Raw genomic sequence first — 20,865 nt, 5'->3', positions numbered from 1 at the left:
GGGAGCCGCCAGCAATGCCTCATTTCGCCCTGTACCGGTTCGCTGGTTCACCTTTTGCCAACGATGCAGCTGCTTGTTTCTTCATGCGCTTCAATGAGAAGCACAGACTTACAACGGTCCCTTGTCCTGCCTTGCTGCAGAGGCGAAGCTCGCCACGGTGGCGCTCCATAACCTGAAAGCAATAAGATAGTCCCAGCCCGTAGTTGCCTGGATTCCTTTTCGTCGTATAGAATGGCTGCAATACCTTCGCCTGCTGGCTTGCATCCATTCCGTGGCCCGTATCCTCGAACGATAGGATCAGCCACTTGCCGGACTCGCAGATCCGTATAGTCAGGGTCCCCTTACCACCCATCGCTTCAGATGCGTTGATGATGATATTAGCGATTGTTTCCTTCAAATGTGTCGGATCACAATGAAGCAGCGGCTCAATTGTATAATCCCGAACGATATGAATGTCATCCCCCATCCCACTAAGAGTTGTTAAATTGTATTCAATTAATGACGCCAGATTGACCTGTTCCTCCTGAAGTATGATCTCTTGTGTCTGCGCATGAATACGGTCAGTCCACTGCGCCAGGTGATGACCTGTTTCAGCAATCAGCTCTGCTTGGTGGAGGAGTTGCTCTTTCGTCGGATTATCAGAAATCTGCTTGAGTCGATCCCCGAACAGGACGAGCAGGCTTGCTTGATTTTTGATAGCATGATTCAATTGCGACACACCCGTACCTAAGCCGCTAATGGCCGAGCTGTAGAGTTGCCTCTCAAGCCGCAGACGCAGTCCGAACAATCCGCGTTTAATAGCGAACACGATAAACCACATGAAAAAAAGGGTTATTAGCACCGTGTTCAGCAGAAACATATTTTTAAAACCGAATGCAGCGCCTACATAGCCAATAAACAGATTGATCATCATGAGCGGAACGAAGAGCAGCATAGCCTCCAAGCGATTCCTTCGTCTTACCGGGTTCCGCTCTCGTATATAACCAACAACAATAATAATAGAGGCTCCGATAACCAGCGTTGCGACCACTGCCAGATTCAGGCGTCTCTCAGCCAATGTCACAGGGACGAGGCGCCCGTGATAGGCCACTAATAATGCAGCCAGTACCCAGTGCAGTCTCAAGCCGATCTTGACCCACCACGATGCCGCCCTCACTCCCCAAGAGGCATACGCATAGTTCACGTAACAGCAGGGCAATGCATAGATGCCTATCGCAATGCCGATCTCGGAAGCGCCTACTAAATAAGGGATCATAGGGAGGGGTAATAATTCATGATCCACGACACTTTTTATAATGCCTCCTTCAAGGGCCCGTCCCAGACAACCTGCAGCTGCGGCAAACATCAGATAGGCCGCCCCCTTTGCGGTAGGCGTCCGATTGCCGGCAAACGTGATTACCAGCCCGATTGTAAGCGTTAGTATAAAAGCGTATAACAAAGAGAATCCCCCTTCCTTCTATCTGTATGCCTCTATTATATAACTGACGTTGCAAGAACAGATACTGTTTATCACGCCATAAAAAAATAAAATACCCTTTTTAGGGTATTTTGCTCTTCATTTTCTATCACAGATGGATTAACTCTCTGCCCTTGCCTTCATGAGGACAAAGGGCTGACTGCCTGACTCGATCAGATCGTCCGCCGTGGTCGGAACCGGAACCCCTTCTTCCGTCAGGAGTGAAAATTGTTTGCCGTAATCAGCCTCGTACTTTCGCAGCAATTCACAGAAAGGCATCCAGTCGTCCGCAAGCATAGTCCGGTTCACTTCGAAGATAAGATGTCGGATTCCGTTTCTGATCATGCCATCCATACCTAACAGAGCGCGGTATTCCCCGCCCTCAATATCCATTTTCATGTAATCGACGGTGCCGAGCTCATCTGCATTATCATCCAGGGCAACCGCTTCGACCGATAGCTCCACGATATGATCCCTGTAGTGCTTGTGGTAGGCATCACCATGCCGATGAACAGAGCTGTTGCCCATAAACCGCTGAGCCGCTTGAAAGACAAGGGAGCCGGCAGCCGAATATACAGCCAGCGGCCTAACCTCTGTCCGATCGTGCAAATAATTAATCGACAGATTATCCATCAGGAAGGGATACAGCTCAGGATGCGGCTCATAAGCCCATAGCTTCCCGCTTGGGCCAATAAGATAACCGCATAAGACGGCAAAATAGCCTACATTCGCGCCAATATCGACCACACGATGGCCCTGCTTCACTTCCCGAAGTAAAAACCGGGTCAGCGGCCACTCTATTCCTCCATTTATGACAATCTCCGGCGTAATACTGAGATCAGCAGACGGCAGAATGAGCTTATGTCCGCAGCCTGTCAGACTAAGAATTCTATTGCCGCCTATGTAGATGGAATTCAATATGCTCGCCTCCGGCACTGAGAGTATCTGTCCGAGTCCAGATACCCTTCATACTCATCATGGAAGGATTCATCCTAATCTAATGGTATGATGCCGTGTCGCTCCTCATGAATAGCGTCATGCTGCGGGAAACAATGATTAATGCTTCAGCCGTGTCACATCAGGTCAGGATTGACCCGGATTACCCAGATTCAGCTTCAATTCTCCCTGGGCGATCCGGTTAATCGTCTCCGCATAAGAGAGATGTTCTTGCTCCAGCACGCGCGCGGCGAGCGTATCCACATCATCCGATGGATGAACCGGAACCGGGAATTGGGCCAATATCGGACCCTGGTCGTACTCTTCGTTGACCAGATGAATGGTCACGCCTGTCGTAGTATCCCCGGATTCCAATACGGATGCATGAACAGCCTTCCCGAACATATTCTTGCCGCCATGCTTAGGCAGCAGCGATGGATGAATATTCAGGATGCGATTGCTGTACTCCCCTAACATCAGGGGCCCGATCTTCTTCATATATCCGGCGAGAATAACGATATTCACGCCATGCTTCAACAATGTGCCGAGAATGGCATGATCAAGATCACCCGGATCGGCATATTTGACAGAGCTAAGGTGGTAATGCGGGAGTCCTTCTTCCCTGGCATAGGCAAGAGCAGGAGAATTCGAATTATTGCTTATAACGACAGTCGGCTCAGCCAGCAGGCGTCCGGCTTTATAGGCCTCTATAATCGCCCTGGCGTTGCTTCCCCCATGTGAGGCAAGGAAGCCTAGCTTCATACCCTTCATGAAATCACTTCCATTAGTAAAATTTTGACTCACACATCATAGCATAGCTTCCGTATTCTTAACTACTCCGGGCCAGCTGTTTGCCGTATATAGCTAATGTAGGAAACCGGTTTCCTAAAATGCGGCCTGACTAACTATAGACTTAATCTAGCCATGCCCCCGCAAGCTTCCGAACCCCTTCCTCTATCTCACGGGGGGACAGCCCGCCGAATCCCATTACGAAGCTGGATGCCGCCATAGCTGCATCTACATCTTCTCCTCCCGCTATATGATATTTCGAGACAGGATCGAGAACTATTTTGCTCGCAGCGGCCCGACTGAGGAGCTCCTCAGTAGAATAAGCGCTATACACACTCAGGAGAAGATGCAGGCCGGAAGATGAGCCCGATATAATTCCTTTTCCGCAAAAATAGGACTCGACAGCAGCAATCAGCACTTGGCGGCTCTCGTTATATACCTTTCTCATCCTTCGGATATGCCGATCCAGATGTCCGCCTTCCATGAAAGCTTCCATCGTCTTCTGGGTCAAGCGGGAAGCCGTTTGGTCATAATGGCTGAATTCGCGCTCGAACCTCGCGAGCAGACGCGGCGGAAGGACAAGATAGCTCAGGCGGATCGCAGGCGCAAGCGCTTTGGAGAATGTTCCGAGATAGATGACGCTGCCCCTATGATCCATTCCTTGCAGTGCAGGCAGAGGGCGGCCCTCATAAATAAATTCGCTGTCATAATCATCCTCGATGATCCAGCCGTTCGTTCGATACGCCCATTGAAGGAGCGAGACCCGCTTCGCCGCCGGAAGAATCATCCCGTAAGGAAATTGATGCGAAGGGGTTACGTATACGCTGCTCAGCGCATCGCTGAGATTCTCCTCGTCACAGGATAAACCGTCCGCTTCCAGCGGAATGGGCACCGGCTGGAGAAGCTGCTGCTGGAAAATGCGATACATGCCAGGGTGCATCGCCTGCTCAACTCCCATCCCCCCCTTCTCGCTGCGAAGAAGCGCGCTAATAATTAGCGCAGATTGCTGCGTGCCAGAGGTGATGATGACTTGCGCAGGATCACATTGGACGCCGCGATTCCCCTTCAGATAATCCCCTATAAGGGATCGCAATCGCGGCTCCCCCTTCCGATCCCCATAGCTGAACAGACTTCGATCCCCTTCACTGCGGAGCACCTTCAAGGTAAGCTTCTTCCAGACAGCGAGCGGGAAGTGCTCCATATTCACCCCGTCATGGCCAAAATAAATCCCGTCAGCCGCGTGCTGAACTGCACGCGGTTCATCGGGGGCGTTCTGCGCCGCACGCGGTTCACCCGCGGCATTCTGTACCTCATGTGGCTCACCCGCGGCATTCTCCGCCGCATGCGGTTCACCGGGGGCATTCTGCACCGCATGCAGATCCCCGCGTGTGTTCAGCCCTTCCAACGGAGCTGCGTAATAGCCGCTTTTCTCCTTATTGATGATATATCCTTCCGCAACCAGATGGGCATAAGCCGTCTCCACCGGATTGCGGCTTATCCCCATATGCTGCGCAAGCGCGCGGATGGAGGGCAGCTTCGAATGCTGCGGGATGCTGCCCTGCAAAATATTTTCCCTATAATAGCGGTAGATCCGCATATATCCGGCTTCCTTGGATGTACCCTGCTGCTGCGGCAGTATCGGAGGCATGAACATGGCTCTCGTCTCCTTTAAGAGTGGTGAGTAGTATGATTGTCATCTGTCATTAATTATATAAATAATCTGTACATTTGAAAATGACATTTCATCGTTATAATCGAGCTATAATCCATCCACAAGAAAGAGGCGATTCATAATGGAAAAGAAGCGGACATATACGGATGCAGGCGTCGATATCCGGAATGCAGACCAAACGAAGGCCGAGCTCAAGCACGTGATGGCTACCGGGGATCCCCGCGTGATGAACAAGCCAGGCGCTTTCGCATCCTTGTTTGCAGCGGATTTCGCAGGCATTGACAATCCAGTGCTTGTGCTGAAAGCGGAGGAGCCGGGCTCCAAGCAGCTGCTGGCATTCCAGCACGGCCGGATAGAGCAGATTTGCCGCGATCTCATCCATCATCTGGTGAACGACATTATCGTTATGGGCGCCAAACCCGAGGTCGTGCTGGATACGATTCTGTGCGGCAAGCTGGAGAGGGAAACCGTCGTGGACATTGTGAAGCATCTGTCGCAGGCTTGCCGGGAGCAAGACTGCAGTCTGATCGGAGGAGAAACCTCAGAGCAGCCAGGACTATTAAGTGAGGGGCACTACATGCTCAATGCGAGCATTCTCGGTGTCGTTGACCGGAACAAAATCATTGACGGCAGCAGGATTCGGCAGGGTGACAAGGTGCTGGCCATCGCATCCAACGGCCCCCATACGAACGGATACTCGCTGGTCAGGAAGATCATGGAGGAATCGCCCGAGATCGTTGACCAGACGATTGACGGGGAGTCCTTTCTCGACGCGATATTGCGGCCGCACACATGCTATTACAGGCCATTGAAGGAGTTGTTCGAGATGCCGGAGCTTCATGGTCTGGCTCATATTACCGGAGGGGGGATTGCAGGCAATCTGAACCGGATTCTGCCCCAGGGGACAAACGCGCGGATCGATTGCAGCACAATAGACATCCTTCCGGTCTTCAACGCAATCTATACGTTCGGACAAGTTCCTCCAGAGGACATGCTGCAAACTTTCAATCTTGGCGTTGGTATGACGGTAGTTGCTGATCCCGCAGGCGTGCAATTGATAATTGAGCATCTGCGGAAGCATGGCTGTCCTGCTTATGAGATCGGGGAAATTGTGAAGGGTGATCAAGTCGTCGAGTTCATTGGGCAATTGCAATGGTATAATAGATAGGCCGGATAACCATGCCATAACTCAGGCAAAGATTGATCAGCAAATTGCGAGAGGAGTTGCATGATGAGAAGTGCTGCCATTCTACTTGTGTTAATAATGACCGTCGTTGCCACTGGCTGTGTGCGAAGTTCAGAGATAGCAGGTGAAGAAGAGGCCGGATTGTCTCAAGCAGATATTCCCTACACGATAGACGTTATCGCCTCAGAACTAGATGTGCCCTGGGAGATGGATATCGCCGATGACGGCAGAATCTTTTTCACCGAGAGATCGGGCGCGCTTCGCGTTATTGAGGATGGACAGCTGAATCCGGAGCCTGTCATTACCCTGGACACGCCCTTCATCAGCGATGGCGAGGGCGGATTATTAGGGCTGACGCTTGATCCGGGTTTCTCCGCCAACCATATTCTATACCTTTATCACACGTATGAAGAGAACGATGAGGTCAAGAATCGCGTTCTGCGGCTCGTCGAGAGCGGCAACAAGGCGCAGGTGGACAAAGTGCTGATTGATGACCTCCCGGGTTCATCCAACCATAACGGCGGCAGAATCAAGATCGGACCCGACGGGTATCTCTACATTACCTCCGGTGACCGGTACGAGCCGCCATTAGCGCAGGATCCCGGCAGCACCGGCGGCAAAATTTTGCGGATCGCCCTGGATGGCACAATACCTCCCGACAATCCATTCCCAAATTCACCTGTGTACAGCTGGGGACATCGTAATCCGCAAGGGCTCGCCTGGCATCCTGAGACAGGCAAGCTGTACAGCTCCGAGCACGGACAATCGGCGCATGATGAGATTAACGAAATCAAGCCTGGCGGCAATTACGGCTGGCCTCTCATTGAAGGGGATGAGTCCGTGGACGACAAGGACAACCCATTGTTAGCTCCGCTGCTGCATAGCGGCAATGAAACCTGGGCTCCATCCGGCATTACCTTCGTTAACGAAGGTCCGTGGAAAGGAAGTCTGTTGGTTGCCGCCTTGCGCGGTCAGCAGCTTATCCGTGTCACATTGGGAGATACCCCCTCCATACAATCTGTACTCTACCAGGAATTCGGGCGGCTGCGTAATGTATACAATGGAGCTGATGGCACGCTCTATCTCATGACCAACAATCGCGACGGCCGCGGCAGCCCCAGCCAAGAAGACGACCGAATTATTCGACTGACGCCGAAAAAATAATGATTTTGCGCGTGTAAACCGCATTAAAAAAAGCTGTCCCTTGTCATCAAAATGACCTGGGACAGCTTCTTATGTCTGATGTTCTTACAGTTTTACAACGTTCTCAGCTTGTGGTCCACGGTTGCCTTGAACAACGTTGAATTCAACGCGTTGTCCTTCGTCCAACGTTTTGAAGCCTTCGCCAGTGATTGCGCTGAAGTGTACGAATACATCGTTGCCGCCTTCAACTTCGATGAAGCCAAAGCCTTTCTCTGCGTTAAACCATTTAACTGTTCCTGTTTGCATGGGTGTTACCTCCAAAAGTAAATTAACATGTTTATTTATTCTTGTTACAAATAAAATTCACACATTGTAAAAGGTACCATCCAACACAATGACAACCCTTTACAATATGTGAATTAAGGTTCCGTCGATATGAGTGCTTTCATCTTACCATACTCCCACCATAAAAAGCAATTTTTCTTTCCCAAATTTCCAATTAAATTTCGCTGCATCCAAACCCTTCAAATAATGATTCGCAGCCGCTACAATAACCTCATCCCCTTTACATTCACGCAGCGTGAATGTTTATCATGAAGGGAGAAGGAGCGTGCCGCTATGAAGATCAAGGAACTCGCCGACAAGCTGAATATATCCGCGCGGGCGATCCGTTTTTATGAAGAGAAGGGGCTGCTGTCCCCTCATAAAGAGGAGCATAACCTGTACCGCACCTTCGAGGAGAAGGATATTTGGCGGCTGCAAACGATCATTTCGCTGCGTGAATCCGGAATGAAGCTGTCCAATATCAAGCAAGCGCTTCAGGAAATTGACGCGAAGGGCCATGGAGAGCTGCGGTATTATCTGGAGCTCCAACGCTCTGTCATGATGAAGCAGTGGCTGGAGATCAAGCAGGTTATTGAGACGACCGATCATATGATTTCCCTGCTGCAAGACAATCATACCCTGCCGCTGGAAGATATATATAAGCTCGCTGCCGACTCCAAGCAGATCAGGGAGCAGCGTGAGAATTGGAAGGACAAATGGGATTTCGACGAATTGGCCGAGACTCACGACAGACGGGTAACAGGCAATTCCGGCATGTATATGGACTACGAACATGCGCTGGATGAGATCGTGAATTGGATATCGCCAGCACAGGGGGAAGAGGGTCTCGACATCGGCACAGGGACAGGCAATCTGGCTGGCATGCTTATCAGCAAGGGGGCTCACATGTCAGGTGTCGATCAATCCAAGGAAATGCTGCGGCTCTGCCAATCCAAGTACCCCGCGATGGAAACCAGACTGGGCAACTTTCTGGCGCTCCCTTATATAGGCGGTCAATTTCATTTTGTCGTAAGCAGCTTTGCCTTTCATCACCTGACAGGCGAGCAGCAGACTCTGGCATTGGAGGAGATGCGAAGAGTGTCCAGACCGCACGGTCGGATATGCATTGCGGACCTGATGGTTGCAGGCTCTGCTGCCGCTGACCAACCTATCGACAGAGGTCATTCGGAGGAGAGCATTAAGCTGCCGTCACTGCTGCAATGGTTCGAGGACAACGGGTATGTCACGAAGCACAAGCAGTTGAATGATCGGCTGCATCTTGTATACGCCATTCCGATCCGTGGAGATTCGTTCTACTAACGCTTGACCTTCACGCTGCGTCAACATGTACGATGCAGGAAACGAAGGAGGTTATTACAAATGCCTAATCATGATCTAATCTATGAGCAAGAAGCACACAAGTATCACCAACTGATCTCCAAACAGCACGAACTGCACACTTATGTCGATGAAATAAGGAGCTATCAAGGCTTGGACATCGTCGATATCGGAGCCGGCACAGGCAGGCTTGCCGTCGCTCTGGCCCCCAAGGCGCGCTCGATTACTGCGCTGGATGGCGCAGAAGCTATGCTTGCTGTTGCGGCAAGCAGGCTCAGCCAGACTGCCGGACATGACAATTGGCGAACGGCGGTCGCCGACAACCGCAGTCTCCCCCTTGCCGATGAGAGCGCTGATCTGATCGTTGCAGGCTGGAGCATCTGCTATCTGGGCAGCACCAATGTCCCCCATTGGCAGTCGAACATCCGTGAAGTCATGAACGAAATTGAGCGCGTTCTTCGGCCTGGCGGCACCGTTATTATTTTCGAAACGATGGGAACAGCCGCAGCAACTCCCTCGGCTCCTGACTTCCTTCAGAGCTACTATGACACGCTCGTGCAGGAGTATGGCTTCTCCCACCGGTCTATCCGAACCGACTATGTCTTTGACGACCTGGGGCAGGCGGAAGAGCTGACGCGCTTCTTCTTCGGCGACATCATAGCAGACCAGGTGGTGGCCAACAACTGGACTACACTGCCGGAATGCGCGGGCATCTGGTGGAGACACGCGAAGCCGTAACGGCTATTGGGCTCCGGTCTGGCACAGCAAGGAGCTGTCCCGAAAGTCCTTTTGGAAAATCTCAGCTCCCACTTTAAGAAGCTATACGATGTGGCATCCCTGCGATCATGGGACTGCTGACGTACTCCTCGCCAGAGGACGATCCGTACTCCGGCACCTCGCGCAGCTCCCCGCGCGAGGTGCGACTTCAAATCGCCACCGGGTGGAGCACGCGGTACGAAAAAAAGAGACAAGCGAGATGCCAGCCAGGCGAAACCTGCCAAACGGCATGTATTTGCTCGTTTCTGGCCCCATGAAGGTGAAATGCCTGCCAGCGTGCAGGTATTTCACCTTCATTTCTCCTTAAACGGCCGATTTTCCCCAAAATTCATGCATGATCGCAGAAATTTAACCATTATGGCATCTTGTAACCGAAATTCATGCACATTCGCAGGCTTCTTACTCCGTCACGCTGCCTTCAAACCACGCTTGGAGAAGGGGTTGTCCAGAAGTGGTTTGATGCGCTCCTTGCTGCGCTTCAGTCTTCCTTCTCCGGCTCATGGCCGACGCCATTGAGCAGATCAGTGCCGTGAAAGCCGTCTTCTGGCGCCGCCGGATCAACGGGGCTGTCATCCCCCTTGTCCTCCGCTTCCGACACTCTGTCTTCGTCCACCCTAAGTACCTCATCATACGGATAGATTTCCAGCAGCTCCTCTTCAGCACCCGGAATGACATCCTCATCTACCTCATCAACAAACAAACCATAATCGGGATCGATATCCCTTTGAGTAGCGAGATCCTTCATTTCTTGATCCTTCATCGCCATTCATGCCGCCTCCTTAACTGAATTTGAGAATGGTATCTATTACCCCATTCCCGAATTCTGAAAGCAGCCGCATAGTGCGGCATTACAGCATCTCGGCACACTGGCGCAAGCTCGCTATCGTCTCCTGCAGCTGTCTCTCCAGCTGCTCCCTCGGCCACTTGGTCTCTCCCCCCGCCGCCAGATCCCCTGCTATGAGCCCCAGCATCCAGAGCGAGAACGCACAGGCGAACAGAGCATATTCCCGCAGAAACTCCGGCTCCTTGAGGCCGCCGCCCCTTCGTTCCCCATAAGCTTGCAGAATGAGAAGCCTGGCGCTGCTAGTGATGCTCTTGGGAAAGGAAGGATGGGACATATCGATAATGTGATACAGATCCCAGAAGGGTGAGTTCAGATGGGCATGCTCCCAGTCCAGGACGACGATCCGGCCGCTAACCTGCGCGTAATTTCCCAGATGAAGATCACCGTGGGAGAGCACCCGTTCTGCCGGGAACAGCCCCCGCTTCAGCGCAGCATATACATGCTCCTGCATATCCTCGGGAAGCGAAATATCCGCCAGCATCTTCCTTACTCCCGCTTCATTGCCGAGCAGTTCCGCAACCATTTGCTCCATCGGCGGCTTGGGTCCCTTCAGCGGAATATGAACCAGCCTGTCTACGGGCTGCGAATGCCACCATGATACATGTCTGGCCAGCTCAGCCGCAGCAGACGCGCTGAATTCATGGCGCAGCTTGCCCATGTCCTCGAATATCATCCAGTGCAGCCCCGTGCTCCGGTCAGCCGAAGCAGCCAGCAGCTGCGGGTATAACGGCGGGAAGGATGGCAGCACATGCTCGTACACCCACTTCTCTTGTCCCCACTGCCCGCTATTCGTTAGCGGCTTGTAAATATAGCTCAGCGGCCCATCCATATAGAATCGCTCGACCGCTTGTCCATTCATGCCCCGGTACAGAATCTCTCTTCCCCTGGCCCATCTGCCGTTCAATGATCCATCCGGAAGTACAAGGTCAGCGGGAAAGGCGCTACTCGCCCCTCGCTCACTGATCTCATCCAGCCCGCGTGGCTCATCTGGCTCATCCAGCCCGTGCGGCTCATCTGGCTCATCCAGCCCGCGCAGCTCATTCAGTCCGTTTCTGTTAGCCCCCGACTCCTTCAAGCCTGCTCCCCCTTTCCCTGCATATACTGATCCCAATATCAACATTGAACCTTCTGCCGGAGCGCTACATATTCTGTGCACAGAGCATCCAATCCAAATCCATATGGAGTTGACAAGAACATGGGACTTCCCACAATCGATATTCTGATTCCAGCTATAGAGAAGGACTTGAAGACACTTCCCTACGTGATCGACAGCGTAAGAACAATGGTTAAGCATCCTATCGGCAAAATTCTGATCATCTCGCCGGACACGGAGAGGATGAAGCAGCTGTGCAGCCGCAAAGGCTGTACATTCATCAATGAGAAGCGCGTTCTGCCTATTACGAAGAGCAGCATCAACTACAGCTCGAAGCGCTGGGACCGTTCAGGCTGGCTGTACCAGCAGCTGTTGAAGCTCAGCGGCGACCAACTGACCAAGCAGCGCTACTATCTGGTGATCGATGCCGATACCGTGCTCATTCGGCCGCATACTTTCACAGCCTCAGACAAGGAACAATCGATTTTCTACTATCGCAAATGGAGCCAGCCGGAATATTTTCGCACCTACAAAAGACTGATGGGGCACAAGGCGGCCTCGCCTGTCTCCTTCGTTACCCACTATATGCTGTTCCAGCGCTCCAAGGTGACGAAGCTGAAGCAGGATATTGAAGCCAGGCACGGCACCAGCTGGTACAAGGCGATCCTCCGCAGCATGAACAAGAATCGCCAATTCGCCTTCTCCGAGTTCGAGACGTACGGGAACTACTTCAGGTCCCGCCATTCCGGCAAGTACAAGCTGAGGCCAGCACTCAACAAGAGCTTGACGATGAATGCCGCCCAGCTGACAAGCGCCAAGCGCAAGCAGCTGGCGCTGCGCTACAGATCCGTGTCCTTCCATGAGCGCAAGGCCTACTCGCGACGGTAAAGCGGCCATTGCTCCGGCTGGCCCGGGCGGCCCGGCCAGCCCCGCCATGCCAGGTATGCATCACCTTATCCGCTTCAAGTCACCCCACACCACTCACGCACGCCGCACAGCCGCAACGCCGTGCCGCGAGCCGCGGCCAGGCAGCCTTTACCGCTTGCCGGAATCGAACGGCTCCCCCGCCGCTTGCGGCGCCCGAGATGACTTAGAGAAGACGATAAGCGCAAGCAATGTCACAACATACGGGAATACCTTCAGGATGACTGGCGGGATTACGGCAAGCGACGGGATCACCTGCGATACGTTGGCCACAGTGCTGGCGAAGCCGAAGAATAGTGTCGCCGCAAGAATGCCCATCGGCTTCCATTGCCCGAAGATCAGAGATGCAAGCGCCAGGAATCCGAGTCCGGACACACTTCCCGTAAATTCGCCTGCGAAGGTTACAATAATAATCGCTCCGCCAAGACCGGAGAAGGCGCCGGAGATCATAACACCCATGTAGCGCATCTTCCTGACATTGATGCCCGCCGCTTCCGCCGCATGCGGATGCTCTCCGCAAGCTCTGAGGCGAAGCCCGAACGGTGTCTTGTACAGTACGAAAGTGCTTGCCGCCACAATAAGGAGAATCAACCAGGTCGTATCATAGGTGTTGGTGAACAGCAGCTTGCCGATGACCGGAATATCCGACAGCAGCGGAACATCGTATCGGCTAAACCCGCTTGTAATCCGAATGTTCCCGCTCCCTGTCATATTTCTGGCAAGGAATACCGTAATCGCTCCAGCGATCATATTAATCGCTGTACCGCTTATAATCTGATTGGCGCTTAGATTAATGCTCGCAAAGGCGTGAAGGAGCGAGAACAGAATGCCCGCGATCATCGCCACCAGCAGACCCATCCACAGTGCTGCGGCATTGTTCGGCCATAACGCCTGGAATTTGAATATGACGAAGGCGCCCGCGAACGCGCCAACTACCATCAGACCTTCCAGACCAATATTGACGATACCGCTCCGCTCGCTGAACAGGGCGCCAAGCGCCGTAATAAGTAGTGGAATGGTGAACACGATCGCATAAGGCATAATTTGCACAAGGGTTGTCCACATCGTCATTCCACCTTCCTTTCGGCTGACGGCCCGGATTCGCTGCCCGCCGCCCGTCGTCTCACGAGCCACCGCACCAGACGTTCAATCAGAATGCTGGCAGCTGCGAAATAGATGATAATGGCAATAATCGAGTTCGCAATCTCCGGCGGAATCTCAGTCATCGCATTCATAAAGCCTCTGCCCGAATACAATAAACCGAAGAACAGCGCAGACAACAATACGCCGACAGGCGTATTCGCGCCTAACAAGGCGACAGCAATACCATCGAACCCTTGTGACGGCAAAATGCCGATCTGGATATTCGCGGCATTGCCCGCATACTCCGCCACGCCTCCAAGCCCCGCCAAGCCGCCCGCAATGATCATCGACAGCACGATGCTGCGATTGACGGCAATACCCGCATATTCAGCAGCCTGACGGTTCAGGCCCACCGCCTTCAATTCATAGCCCAGCGTGGTCCGGTTAATAATGAAGGCGAAGACAATGACGGCAATCACCGCCAGGAACAACCCCAGATTAATATAGGAGCCGCCGAACAGGTCCGTTAAGAAAGGGATCTTCAATGTTGCGGCATCCGGCAGCAACTTCGACTCCGTCTCCAGAAACTCCCCTTTGAAATAGGCCGGAACAGCATAATATACCGTCCAGTAAGCAATCCAGTTCATCATAATCGTGGAGACGACCTCGTGCACATTGTACCTGGCCTTCAGAATGCCTGGAATGACAGCCCACAGCGCCCCGCCCACGAATCCGGCAATAACCATGACGAGCAGCAGAAGCGGCTTGGGAAGATCGAAGCTAAGCCCGGCTGCCGAGGCAAGAAAGCCGCCGAACAGCATCTGGCCCGCTGCGCCGATATTGAACAGCCCTGTGCGGAAAGCGAAGGCAACCGACAGGCCCGTGAATATAAGCGGTGTCGCCGTTGCAAGGGTATTCCCGATTCGCTCCGGGTTCTTCAGCCCTCCCTCGAACAGATACGTGTAGCCCGCAAGCGGACTGTGGCCCGTGACCGCCATTAATACAGCCCCTGCCAGCAGCCCGAAGAGAACAGCGATTAAAGAGATAATCCCGCTTCTCATGCGCCTTCCCCTCCTTCTGCCTTCACGCCAGCCATCAGCATCCCGATCTCGTTCTCGTCTGTCTCGGAAGCCTCGACAATTCCGACTCGCTCCCCCTGGTTCACAACAGCGATCCGGTCGGACAGATTCAAGATCTCATCCAGCTCCAACGAAATGAGCAGAACCGCCTTCCCCTTGTCGCGCTGCTCGATCAGCCGTTTATGGATATACTCAATCGACCCGACGTCCAGTCCCCTTGTAGGCTGTACGGCGATAAGCAGATCGGGATTAAGCTCTATCTCGCGGCCGATAATCGCCTTCTGCTGGTTGCCGCCGGACAGCGAACGGACGATCGACGCAGCACCTTGCCCGGATCTGACGTCGAAACTCGCAATAATCCGTTCCGCGTATTGCTTGATCGCCAACTTATTCAGAATGCCTCTTCTGGAGTGCGGCTCGCGGTGATAGACCTCCAGCACCATATTCTCCGCTATCGAATAATCCAGCACGAGTCCCCGTTTCTGCCGGTCCTCAGGGATATGCCCGATTCCCCGCTGAATTCTGCCCCTGACAGACATCGCCGTGATCTCCTCACCCTTCAAACGCACCGTTCCCGATTCCGGCTTGCGCAGGCCTGCAATCGCTTCCACCAGTTCCGACTGTCCATTCCCGTCCACGCCGGCAATACCGACAATTTCGCCAGCTCTTACCTGAAGGGAAAAGTCGCTGAGCGCCAGGCATTTCTTGTTGTTCTTGACTGACAGCGAATCCACCTCCAGCACGACTGCTCCCGGGACGGCAGGCTTCTTGTCCACCTTGAAGGTGACCTGACGGCCCACCATCATCTCAGCCATAGCCAGCTCGCTGGTCGCCGCCACATCCACCGTACCGATCGTCCTGCCACGGCGAATCACCGTGCAGCGGTGCGCGTTAGCCTTGATTTCCTTGAGCTTATGTGTAATTAGAATGATGGACTTGCCCTCTTGAATGAGATTCCTCATAATAACGCCGAGATCCAGAATTTCCTGAGGGGTCAGCACGGCCGTCGGTTCATCCAGTATGAGCACTTCCGCATCCCGATAGAGCATCTTCAAAATTTCCACTCTCTGCTGCATGCCTACCGAGATATCCTCGATCTTCGCATAGGGATCAACATTCAAGCCGTATCGCTGAGACAGCTCCTCAATCCTCCGGCTGGCTGTCTTCACATCCAGCACAAAGCCCTTGCGTGTCTCGCTGCCCAGAATAATATTCTCCGTCACCGTAAACGTACTTACCAGCTTGAAATGCTGGTGCACCATCCCGATGCCAAGCTTCGTCGCCACGTTGGGATTGCCGATGCGCACCTCCTTGCCGTTCACCTTGACGAGACCGCGATCAGCCTGGTACATGCCGAACAGAATACCCATCAGCGTTGACTTTCCCGCTCCATTCTCGCCCAGCAGAGCATGAACTTCACCGCGCTTCAGACACAGCGTAATATCGTCATTGGCGACGATGCCCGGAAATTCCTTTCTTATGCCCAGCATCTCAACCGCATAATCCATGGACCGCCCCTCCTTTATGGCCTCAAAATCAAAAAGAGACGGTAGCCCGTCTCTTCCATTATTCAATTATTTGATCAGACCGCCTTGTTCCCCCGCGACAGTAATTTCACCCGCTTTGAGCTTCTTGAATAGTTCGTCCACCTGCGTCGTCGTCTCGCTGCTCAAATTCGGATTCTCTGTCGGTATGCCTATGCCGTCATTCTTGGCATCGAACACCAGCGTCTGACCGCCCGGGAACTTGCCTTCCTTCTCTGCCTGAATCATATCGTATGCAGCATGATCGATCTTCTTCATCGCAGACGTCAGAATGATCGACTTGCCATCCTTATACACGCCATCCGCATACTGGTCCACGTCTACGCCAACGATCCATGCTTCTGCCCCGCCAGCACCGCGAGTCTTCGCTTCATTAATAGCACCTACGCCAACTCCGCCTGCTGCGCAGAAAATAACGTCCACACCGCGGTCGAACATTTGCGCTGCGAGTTGTCCGCCTCCTGCCACATTGTCGAAGCTGCCTTCGTAGATAACATTCTCCTGCTTGATGGAGATCTTCGTGCCAAGGTTTTCATTCGCGTACTTGACGCCCTGCTGGAAGCCCCAGTTGTATTTCTGCACGGGAGGGATCTCCATGCCGCCAATGAAGCCCGCTTCGCCTTCCTTCAGCTGCAGTGCAGTTGCGACACCTGCGATGAACCCGGATTCATGCTCCGCGAAGAAGATCGATACCGTATTCTCCTTCACCGCTGCCTTGCCGTCTCCGCTATGCGGCGCGCCATCGATCAGTACGAACTTGGCATCCTTATATTTGTCCTGAGACTTGAAGATAGCTGTCTCGAATTTGAAGCCAGGCGTTACAATGAATTTGAATCCGGCATCGAAGAGATTGCCGATTTCCTTCGTATATTCAGCCTCTGTCGTTCCATTAGGCTTCAAGTACTTGCTGTCGAGCTTGAATTCCTCTGCCGCTTTCTTAATCCCTTCCCAGGTGCCCTGATTGAAGGATTTATCATCTATTGTACCCGCATCCGTCACCATGCCGACCTTGAAGCTTGCAGACCCGGAGTCTCCGGTTCCATCAGAGCCTCCATTCTCTTTGTTGCCGCACCCGGCAAGCAAGCTTAGCACCAGCGCACAAACAGCCAACAAGACGATCCCTTTTTTCATTGATGATCGCACCTCCGTTTATGTTATGTTTAATGACATGAATCTTCTTCTTATCCTTAGTATAAACCACTTCTAACTATTTGTAGACATTATTTTTAGGCCTAAGAAGAGGAAGGTTCCGCATTCAACATTTCAGCTGGCTTTCGGGCCATTATACAAACGCTTCCAATAATATAAAAAAGGAATAGAATAACATAATATCGTATATTCATGTGAGATTAGTCACAGCATCCGTTACTACTTTGCATAGAACAGCAAATAATCCTCCACATGCTTGCTCCAATAGGCGCCGCTATGCCCACCCTCTTGAATGTGCAGCTCTGTAGATACTTGCCGTTCGCTCAGCCGCTCATACAGCTTGACCGAACGCGGGGCGAATGCATCATAATTGCCGCAATCCAGATAGACTTCCATAGCGCCCAGATCCGCATATTCGGCCAGCTCCAACGGATCACGGGCCCGCTTCGTAATCTGGTCTCCGAATACCCATGCCTTCTGATCACTGAAATCATTGGAGTCCTCCAGCCAAAGCGATGCACTGTGACCCCCGACCCGGCTGTACAGCTCCGGATTGCGGAACGCGATATGCAGCGCCGCGAAGCCGCCCATCGAGATGCCCCCGATATATCTGCTGCTCGAGCTCCGATCCGCCGCATAGTTCTTCTCGATATAGTTGCGGAGGTCTTGAGCGATATAATCCTCATACAGACCCTCGCTTACCCCAATCGCATTCACCTCAGCCGGACCACTGGAGGAATTGATGCCGAAGCTCGTATCGATCTGCGGGCTGACGACGATAAGCGGCTTGACCTTGCCGCTCCGTATCAGCTTGTCCGCAACGCCCGGAAGTCCGCTGTGCGGGATCCAATCCTGATAATTACCGCCAAAGCCATGAAGAAGATACAGCACCGGATAGCTCTCGGAGGCTGAATAGCCCGGCGGAAGATACACATGGACATCCATCTCCTTCTGCAGCGATTCGCTATAGAATACTTCCCTGTTCCATACGGGCCCATTGCCCGACGTCTTCTTCTTCACCGGATCGGGCTTGGCTTGAGCCGGGGCTGCCGCGATCGGTGAAGGCGACGCGCCGCTATTATTGTCCTCGGGCTGGGCGCAGCCCGCAGCCCCAACCAGAACGAAACTGGCCATAATGGTACAACATAACCATTTGCGCATATTCATCTCCCTGCTCCTCCTAGTCATTCCCGTTCATTCGCACAGCATGAAGCGCCCCGTCGAATCCCGTGTAATAGACCTTGTCTCCTTGCACCGCTGGTGTTGTTTGCATTTTGCCTGTTGCGTGCTTCCACTTCAGCTCTCCCGTTGAGAACTCCACTCCGTACAGATACTCATCCCTGGTTCCCGTTTCATAAGCGAAGCCCGAGCCGAAATAGACAACCCCATCCGCAACGGCCGGTGCTGCCAGCACATTGCTGTCCAGCATAAACTTCCACTGCATCTCACCTGTCTCCGGCTCGACAGCCTCCATGAAGGTGCCGTTGGAATTGCCTGCGAGAACCTTGCCGTCTGCATAGACGGGCGAGGCAACCCAAGCCGGCTCATGACGCTCCCAGAGGACGGTTCCCTCCGCTGCATGAAGCGCATAGAAGGAGAAATTCCTGCCCCCCAGATAGACGGTGCCATCCTCCACCCAAGGTGTTGATTGAATCGCCTTATGATGGAGATTCGGCTTCGTCTGATATTCCCAGCTTAGCTTGCCGGTCTTATTGTCCAGCGCATACAGCTTGCCGTTCCAGTCCCCCACGTAGACACGCTCTTCATCATGGGCCGCGGTTGCCTTGATCGGCGCCCCTGCCTTGAACTGCCAGAGCAGCGCGCCCGTACTGCTCTGCAAAGCGGCCATCATGCCGTTGGCGCTGCCTATGTAGATCCTGTCACCGTCCACAGATGCCGAAGCATCGTAATAGTCCCATTCGTCCATCTGCGCCTCTCCCTGCACCTTATGCCCGGAATACTCCCAAGCGACCGCCCCGCTCTTGGCGTCCAGCGCATAGACGATTCCCCCATGGTTCTGGAAGACTACGGTGCCGAGCTCCGTAAGCTTAGGACTGGAACGGATCATGCCGCCGGCATCGAAGCTCCACAGCTCCTTGCCATCCTGTGCCGAAACGGCATACAGCTTGCCGTCATCACTGCCGAAGTAGACAGCGTTTTCATAAACAAGCGGCGAAGACGTAATTCGTCCCTGCGTCCCGAACCTCCATGCCTCCTGCGTCCGGTCTTCCTGAGAAGCCTTATCGATCACTGTCTCCTGCGGCTCCTCTTTCTTAACCTCCTGTACCTCAACTGTATCCTTGACCGCCGGTTTATTGTCTGCCGCGCAGCCTGACAGGAAGATGAGCAGCAGCCCGAGCAGCCAGCACGCAGGCCGCGGGCTTCGCATCAACCCTTTCATCATTTCACACCCTTTGCCTGTTCATTGGATTTGCCACTACACTTAGCTTAATCCATTATCTGGATGGATGTAAAGGTGAATTAGAAAAGGCCGCCAGCAGCTTACTTGCTGCTGTACCGGCCATAGCTTTTCGCGAAGGACAGCATTCTGGAATATGCCGTGCGGTCTATATTTTTTAGCGGATGGAATTGCGGGTGATTGGAGTTTACCTCCAGAATCCACAGACGGCCATTCTTATCGTATGCAAAATCGATCCCCATCTCGCGCATGCCGGATCGTTTGCTGCTGAGAGTTCTGCACACCGCAATTGCCTTATTGGACAGCCAACGTATCCGGGAAGCGCGCTCCCCAGCCGATAATCCCTTCCTCTTCAGAAGCTTCTGGATTGTCTCGATCGCCCCTCCTTGGGAATAGTTCGTCACAATATGGTTCGGCGTGGCTCCTATCTTGACCAGATAGCCTGTGCATGTCCATGCTCCACCCGGCCTTCTCTGAACCATTGCCCTAATGTCATAGGGGCGGTTGTTTACTCGATCAAGTGCAACCGTCGTTTGAATAATCATTCTGTTCCCATGCCTGGCTTTAATATGATTGTACACGGCTGACACCGTACCGAAATGCTGCCGATGCTGCCTGCGTTTAAAGGTCGAATAGAGCTCGAAGCCGTCCGAGACATGATTCAGCTTATAAACACCTATGCCCATAGAGCCAATATCGGGCTTAATATAGACCGATTTATAGGATAGAGACATAGACTTGAGATTGTTCTCAGTGAACAGAACCGTATGGGGAACATGGCGTTTGAGCCCATTGCTGGCGGTCAAATAATTGCACACACGAAGCTTGCCTCTAATAGGCCTGCTGTTGTACCTGCGCGATTTCAATATCAGTCACCTCTTGATACTATATGAGAGGCTCACGCAGAGAGATTGTGCAATCGTGTAGTATAGGGAAAATAGATACCCGTTTACCGGCAATTGACCGCTGTTGGCCCGTAATCAGAACCCTCATACTGACGGCCTTTGGGCCACTATCCCCTTCGTTCAGATGGCCGCGGAATGAACGGGTGCCCGTCATTTTATCCGGGATGAGCCCATTGTTGTCTGATTGAAAATTGTTGTCTGAGT

At 53.0% G+C, this 20,865-nt stretch carries 19 protein-coding genes; 5 read left to right on the top strand and 14 right to left on the bottom strand.

All coding sequences use genetic code 11. The annotated features are described in order from the left end of the window. Nucleotides 1–19: 19 nt before the first annotated feature. The 4 genes from K0T92_RS23320 to pdxR form a co-directional block, all read right to left on the bottom strand. The gene (locus K0T92_RS23320; protein ID WP_219875029.1) at nt 20–1,438 is read right to left on the bottom strand and encodes a sensor histidine kinase; all 1,419 of its coding nucleotides are present in this window, start codon (nt 1,436–1,438) and stop codon (nt 20–22) included. 138 nt (nt 1,439–1,576) lie between these two features. Continuing rightward, entirely contained in the window at nt 1,577–2,374 is a 798-nt protein-coding gene (locus K0T92_RS23315; RefSeq protein ID WP_219875027.1) for an FkbM family methyltransferase, read from the bottom strand. A 165-nt stretch (nt 2,375–2,539) separates the two neighbouring features. Continuing rightward, a complete protein-coding gene (gene purN / locus K0T92_RS23310) occupies nt 2,540–3,163 on the bottom strand; it encodes a phosphoribosylglycinamide formyltransferase (protein WP_246628383.1) in 624 nt (207 codons plus the stop codon). Between the two features lie 142 nt (nt 3,164–3,305). Beyond that, a complete protein-coding gene (gene pdxR, locus K0T92_RS23305; protein ID WP_219875025.1) occupies nt 3,306–4,835 on the bottom strand; it encodes a MocR-like pyridoxine biosynthesis transcription factor PdxR in 1,530 nt (509 codons plus the stop codon). Nucleotides 4,836–4,974: 139 nt separating this feature from the next. On the opposite strand from pdxR, the gene purM reads away from it, so the two are divergent. Both purM and K0T92_RS23295 read left to right on the top strand, forming a co-directional pair. Beyond that, on the top strand, nt 4,975–6,021 hold the full coding sequence (gene purM, locus K0T92_RS23300; protein WP_219875023.1) for a phosphoribosylformylglycinamidine cyclo-ligase: 1,047 nt from the start codon (nt 4,975–4,977) through the stop codon (nt 6,019–6,021). Between the two features lie 60 nt (nt 6,022–6,081). After that, a complete protein-coding gene (locus tag K0T92_RS23295) occupies nt 6,082–7,203 on the top strand; it encodes a PQQ-dependent sugar dehydrogenase (RefSeq protein WP_219875021.1) in 1,122 nt (373 codons plus the stop codon). 84 nt (nt 7,204–7,287) lie between these two features. Here the strand turns inward: K0T92_RS23295 and K0T92_RS23290 are convergent, their stop codons facing one another. Beyond that, nucleotides 7,288–7,488 carry a cold-shock protein gene (locus K0T92_RS23290; protein WP_072330115.1) on the bottom strand — a complete coding sequence of 67 codons (201 nt, stop codon included), beginning with the start codon at nt 7,486–7,488 and terminating at the stop codon, nt 7,288–7,290. Nucleotides 7,489–7,800: 312 nt separating this feature from the next. On the opposite strand from K0T92_RS23290, the gene K0T92_RS23285 reads away from it, so the two are divergent. Further along, nucleotides 7,801–8,826 carry a MerR family transcriptional regulator gene (locus K0T92_RS23285; RefSeq protein ID WP_219875019.1) on the top strand — a complete coding sequence of 342 codons (1,026 nt, stop codon included), beginning with the start codon at nt 7,801–7,803 and terminating at the stop codon, nt 8,824–8,826. A gap of 60 nt (nt 8,827–8,886) precedes the next feature. Continuing rightward, nucleotides 8,887–9,582, top strand: coding sequence for a class I SAM-dependent methyltransferase (locus K0T92_RS23280; protein WP_219875017.1), 696 nt, complete (start codon nt 8,887–8,889; stop codon nt 9,580–9,582). A 517-nt stretch (nt 9,583–10,099) separates the two neighbouring features. On the opposite strand, the gene K0T92_RS23275 is transcribed toward K0T92_RS23280, so the two are convergent. Continuing rightward, nucleotides 10,100–10,387, bottom strand: coding sequence for a hypothetical protein (locus tag K0T92_RS23275; RefSeq protein WP_219875015.1), 288 nt, complete (start codon nt 10,385–10,387; stop codon nt 10,100–10,102). An 82-nt stretch (nt 10,388–10,469) separates the two neighbouring features. Then, nucleotides 10,470–11,540, bottom strand: coding sequence for a phosphotransferase family protein (locus K0T92_RS23270; RefSeq protein ID WP_219875013.1), 1,071 nt, complete (start codon nt 11,538–11,540; stop codon nt 10,470–10,472). Between the two features lie 120 nt (nt 11,541–11,660). Here K0T92_RS23270 and K0T92_RS23265 point away from each other — a divergent pair, with 120 nt between their 5' ends. Next, nucleotides 11,661–12,446: a DUF6492 family protein gene (locus tag K0T92_RS23265; RefSeq protein ID WP_219875011.1), complete on the top strand. Its 786-nt coding sequence runs from the start codon at nt 11,661–11,663 to the stop codon at nt 12,444–12,446. 147 nt (nt 12,447–12,593) lie between these two features. Here K0T92_RS23265 and K0T92_RS23260 read toward each other — a convergent pair whose 3' ends face one another. The 7 genes from K0T92_RS23260 to K0T92_RS23230 form a co-directional block, all read right to left on the bottom strand. Then, nucleotides 12,594–13,547, bottom strand: coding sequence for an ABC transporter permease (locus K0T92_RS23260; RefSeq protein ID WP_219875009.1), 954 nt, complete (start codon nt 13,545–13,547; stop codon nt 12,594–12,596). 2 nt (nt 13,548–13,549) lie between these two features. After that, on the bottom strand, nt 13,550–14,626 hold the full coding sequence (locus K0T92_RS23255; RefSeq protein WP_219875007.1) for an ABC transporter permease: 1,077 nt from the start codon (nt 14,624–14,626) through the stop codon (nt 13,550–13,552). Further along, nucleotides 14,623–16,152, bottom strand: coding sequence for an ABC transporter ATP-binding protein (locus K0T92_RS23250; protein ID WP_219875005.1), 1,530 nt, complete (start codon nt 16,150–16,152; stop codon nt 14,623–14,625). The genes K0T92_RS23255 and K0T92_RS23250 overlap by 4 nt, the downstream gene beginning before the upstream one ends. Nucleotides 16,153–16,218: 66 nt before the next feature. Further along, a complete protein-coding gene (locus tag K0T92_RS23245) occupies nt 16,219–17,319 on the bottom strand; it encodes a BMP family lipoprotein (RefSeq protein WP_219875003.1) in 1,101 nt (366 codons plus the stop codon). A gap of 237 nt (nt 17,320–17,556) precedes the next feature. Then, on the bottom strand, nt 17,557–18,504 hold the full coding sequence (locus K0T92_RS23240; protein ID WP_219874996.1) for an alpha/beta hydrolase: 948 nt from the start codon (nt 18,502–18,504) through the stop codon (nt 17,557–17,559). Nucleotides 18,505–18,517: 13 nt separating this feature from the next. Further along, nucleotides 18,518–19,741, bottom strand: coding sequence for an outer membrane protein assembly factor BamB family protein (locus K0T92_RS23235; protein WP_219874994.1), 1,224 nt, complete (start codon nt 19,739–19,741; stop codon nt 18,518–18,520). A 98-nt stretch (nt 19,742–19,839) separates the two neighbouring features. Further along, nucleotides 19,840–20,622, bottom strand: a complete 783-nt coding sequence (locus tag K0T92_RS23230) for a YheC/YheD family protein (RefSeq protein WP_219874992.1) — start codon at nt 20,620–20,622, stop codon at nt 19,840–19,842. Nucleotides 20,623–20,865: the final 243 nt, after the last annotated feature.

Source organism: Paenibacillus oenotherae (genome assembly GCF_019443105.1).
GTDB lineage: Bacteria > Bacillota > Bacilli > Paenibacillales > Paenibacillaceae > Paenibacillus_Z > Paenibacillus_Z oenotherae.
This window is presented reverse-complemented; position numbering and strand designations above follow the sequence as displayed.

Bases quoted from the DNA above. Each gene is read 5' to 3' on its own strand.
- pdxR (WP_219875025.1), bottom strand. From the start codon at position 4,835: ATGTTCATGCCTCCGATACTGCCGCAGCAGCAGGGTACATCCAAGGAA.
- K0T92_RS23265 (WP_219875011.1), top strand. From the start codon at position 11,661: ATGGGACTTCCCACAATCGATATTCTGATTCCAGCTATAGAGAAGGAC.
- K0T92_RS23240 (WP_219874996.1), bottom strand. From the start codon at position 18,504: ATGAATATGCGCAAATGGTTATGTTGTACCATTATGGCCAGTTTCGTT.
- K0T92_RS23275 (WP_219875015.1), bottom strand. From the start codon at position 10,387: ATGGCGATGAAGGATCAAGAAATGAAGGATCTCGCTACTCAAAGGGAT.
- K0T92_RS23260 (WP_219875009.1), bottom strand. From the start codon at position 13,547: ATGTGGACAACCCTTGTGCAAATTATGCCTTATGCGATCGTGTTCACC.
- K0T92_RS23290 (WP_072330115.1), bottom strand. From the start codon at position 7,488: ATGCAAACAGGAACAGTTAAATGGTTTAACGCAGAGAAAGGCTTTGGC.
- K0T92_RS23295 (WP_219875021.1), top strand. From the start codon at position 6,082: ATGATGAGAAGTGCTGCCATTCTACTTGTGTTAATAATGACCGTCGTT.
- purN (WP_246628383.1), bottom strand. From the start codon at position 3,163: ATGAAGGGTATGAAGCTAGGCTTCCTTGCCTCACATGGGGGAAGCAAC.
- K0T92_RS23235 (WP_219874994.1), bottom strand. From the start codon at position 19,741: ATGATGAAAGGGTTGATGCGAAGCCCGCGGCCTGCGTGCTGGCTGCTC.
- K0T92_RS23285 (WP_219875019.1), top strand. From the start codon at position 7,801: ATGAAGATCAAGGAACTCGCCGACAAGCTGAATATATCCGCGCGGGCG.
- K0T92_RS23250 (WP_219875005.1), bottom strand. From the start codon at position 16,152: ATGGATTATGCGGTTGAGATGCTGGGCATAAGAAAGGAATTTCCGGGC.
- K0T92_RS23245 (WP_219875003.1), bottom strand. From the start codon at position 17,319: ATGAAAAAAGGGATCGTCTTGTTGGCTGTTTGTGCGCTGGTGCTAAGC.
- K0T92_RS23280 (WP_219875017.1), top strand. From the start codon at position 8,887: ATGCCTAATCATGATCTAATCTATGAGCAAGAAGCACACAAGTATCAC.
- K0T92_RS23255 (WP_219875007.1), bottom strand. From the start codon at position 14,626: ATGAGAAGCGGGATTATCTCTTTAATCGCTGTTCTCTTCGGGCTGCTG.
- purM (WP_219875023.1), top strand. From the start codon at position 4,975: ATGGAAAAGAAGCGGACATATACGGATGCAGGCGTCGATATCCGGAAT.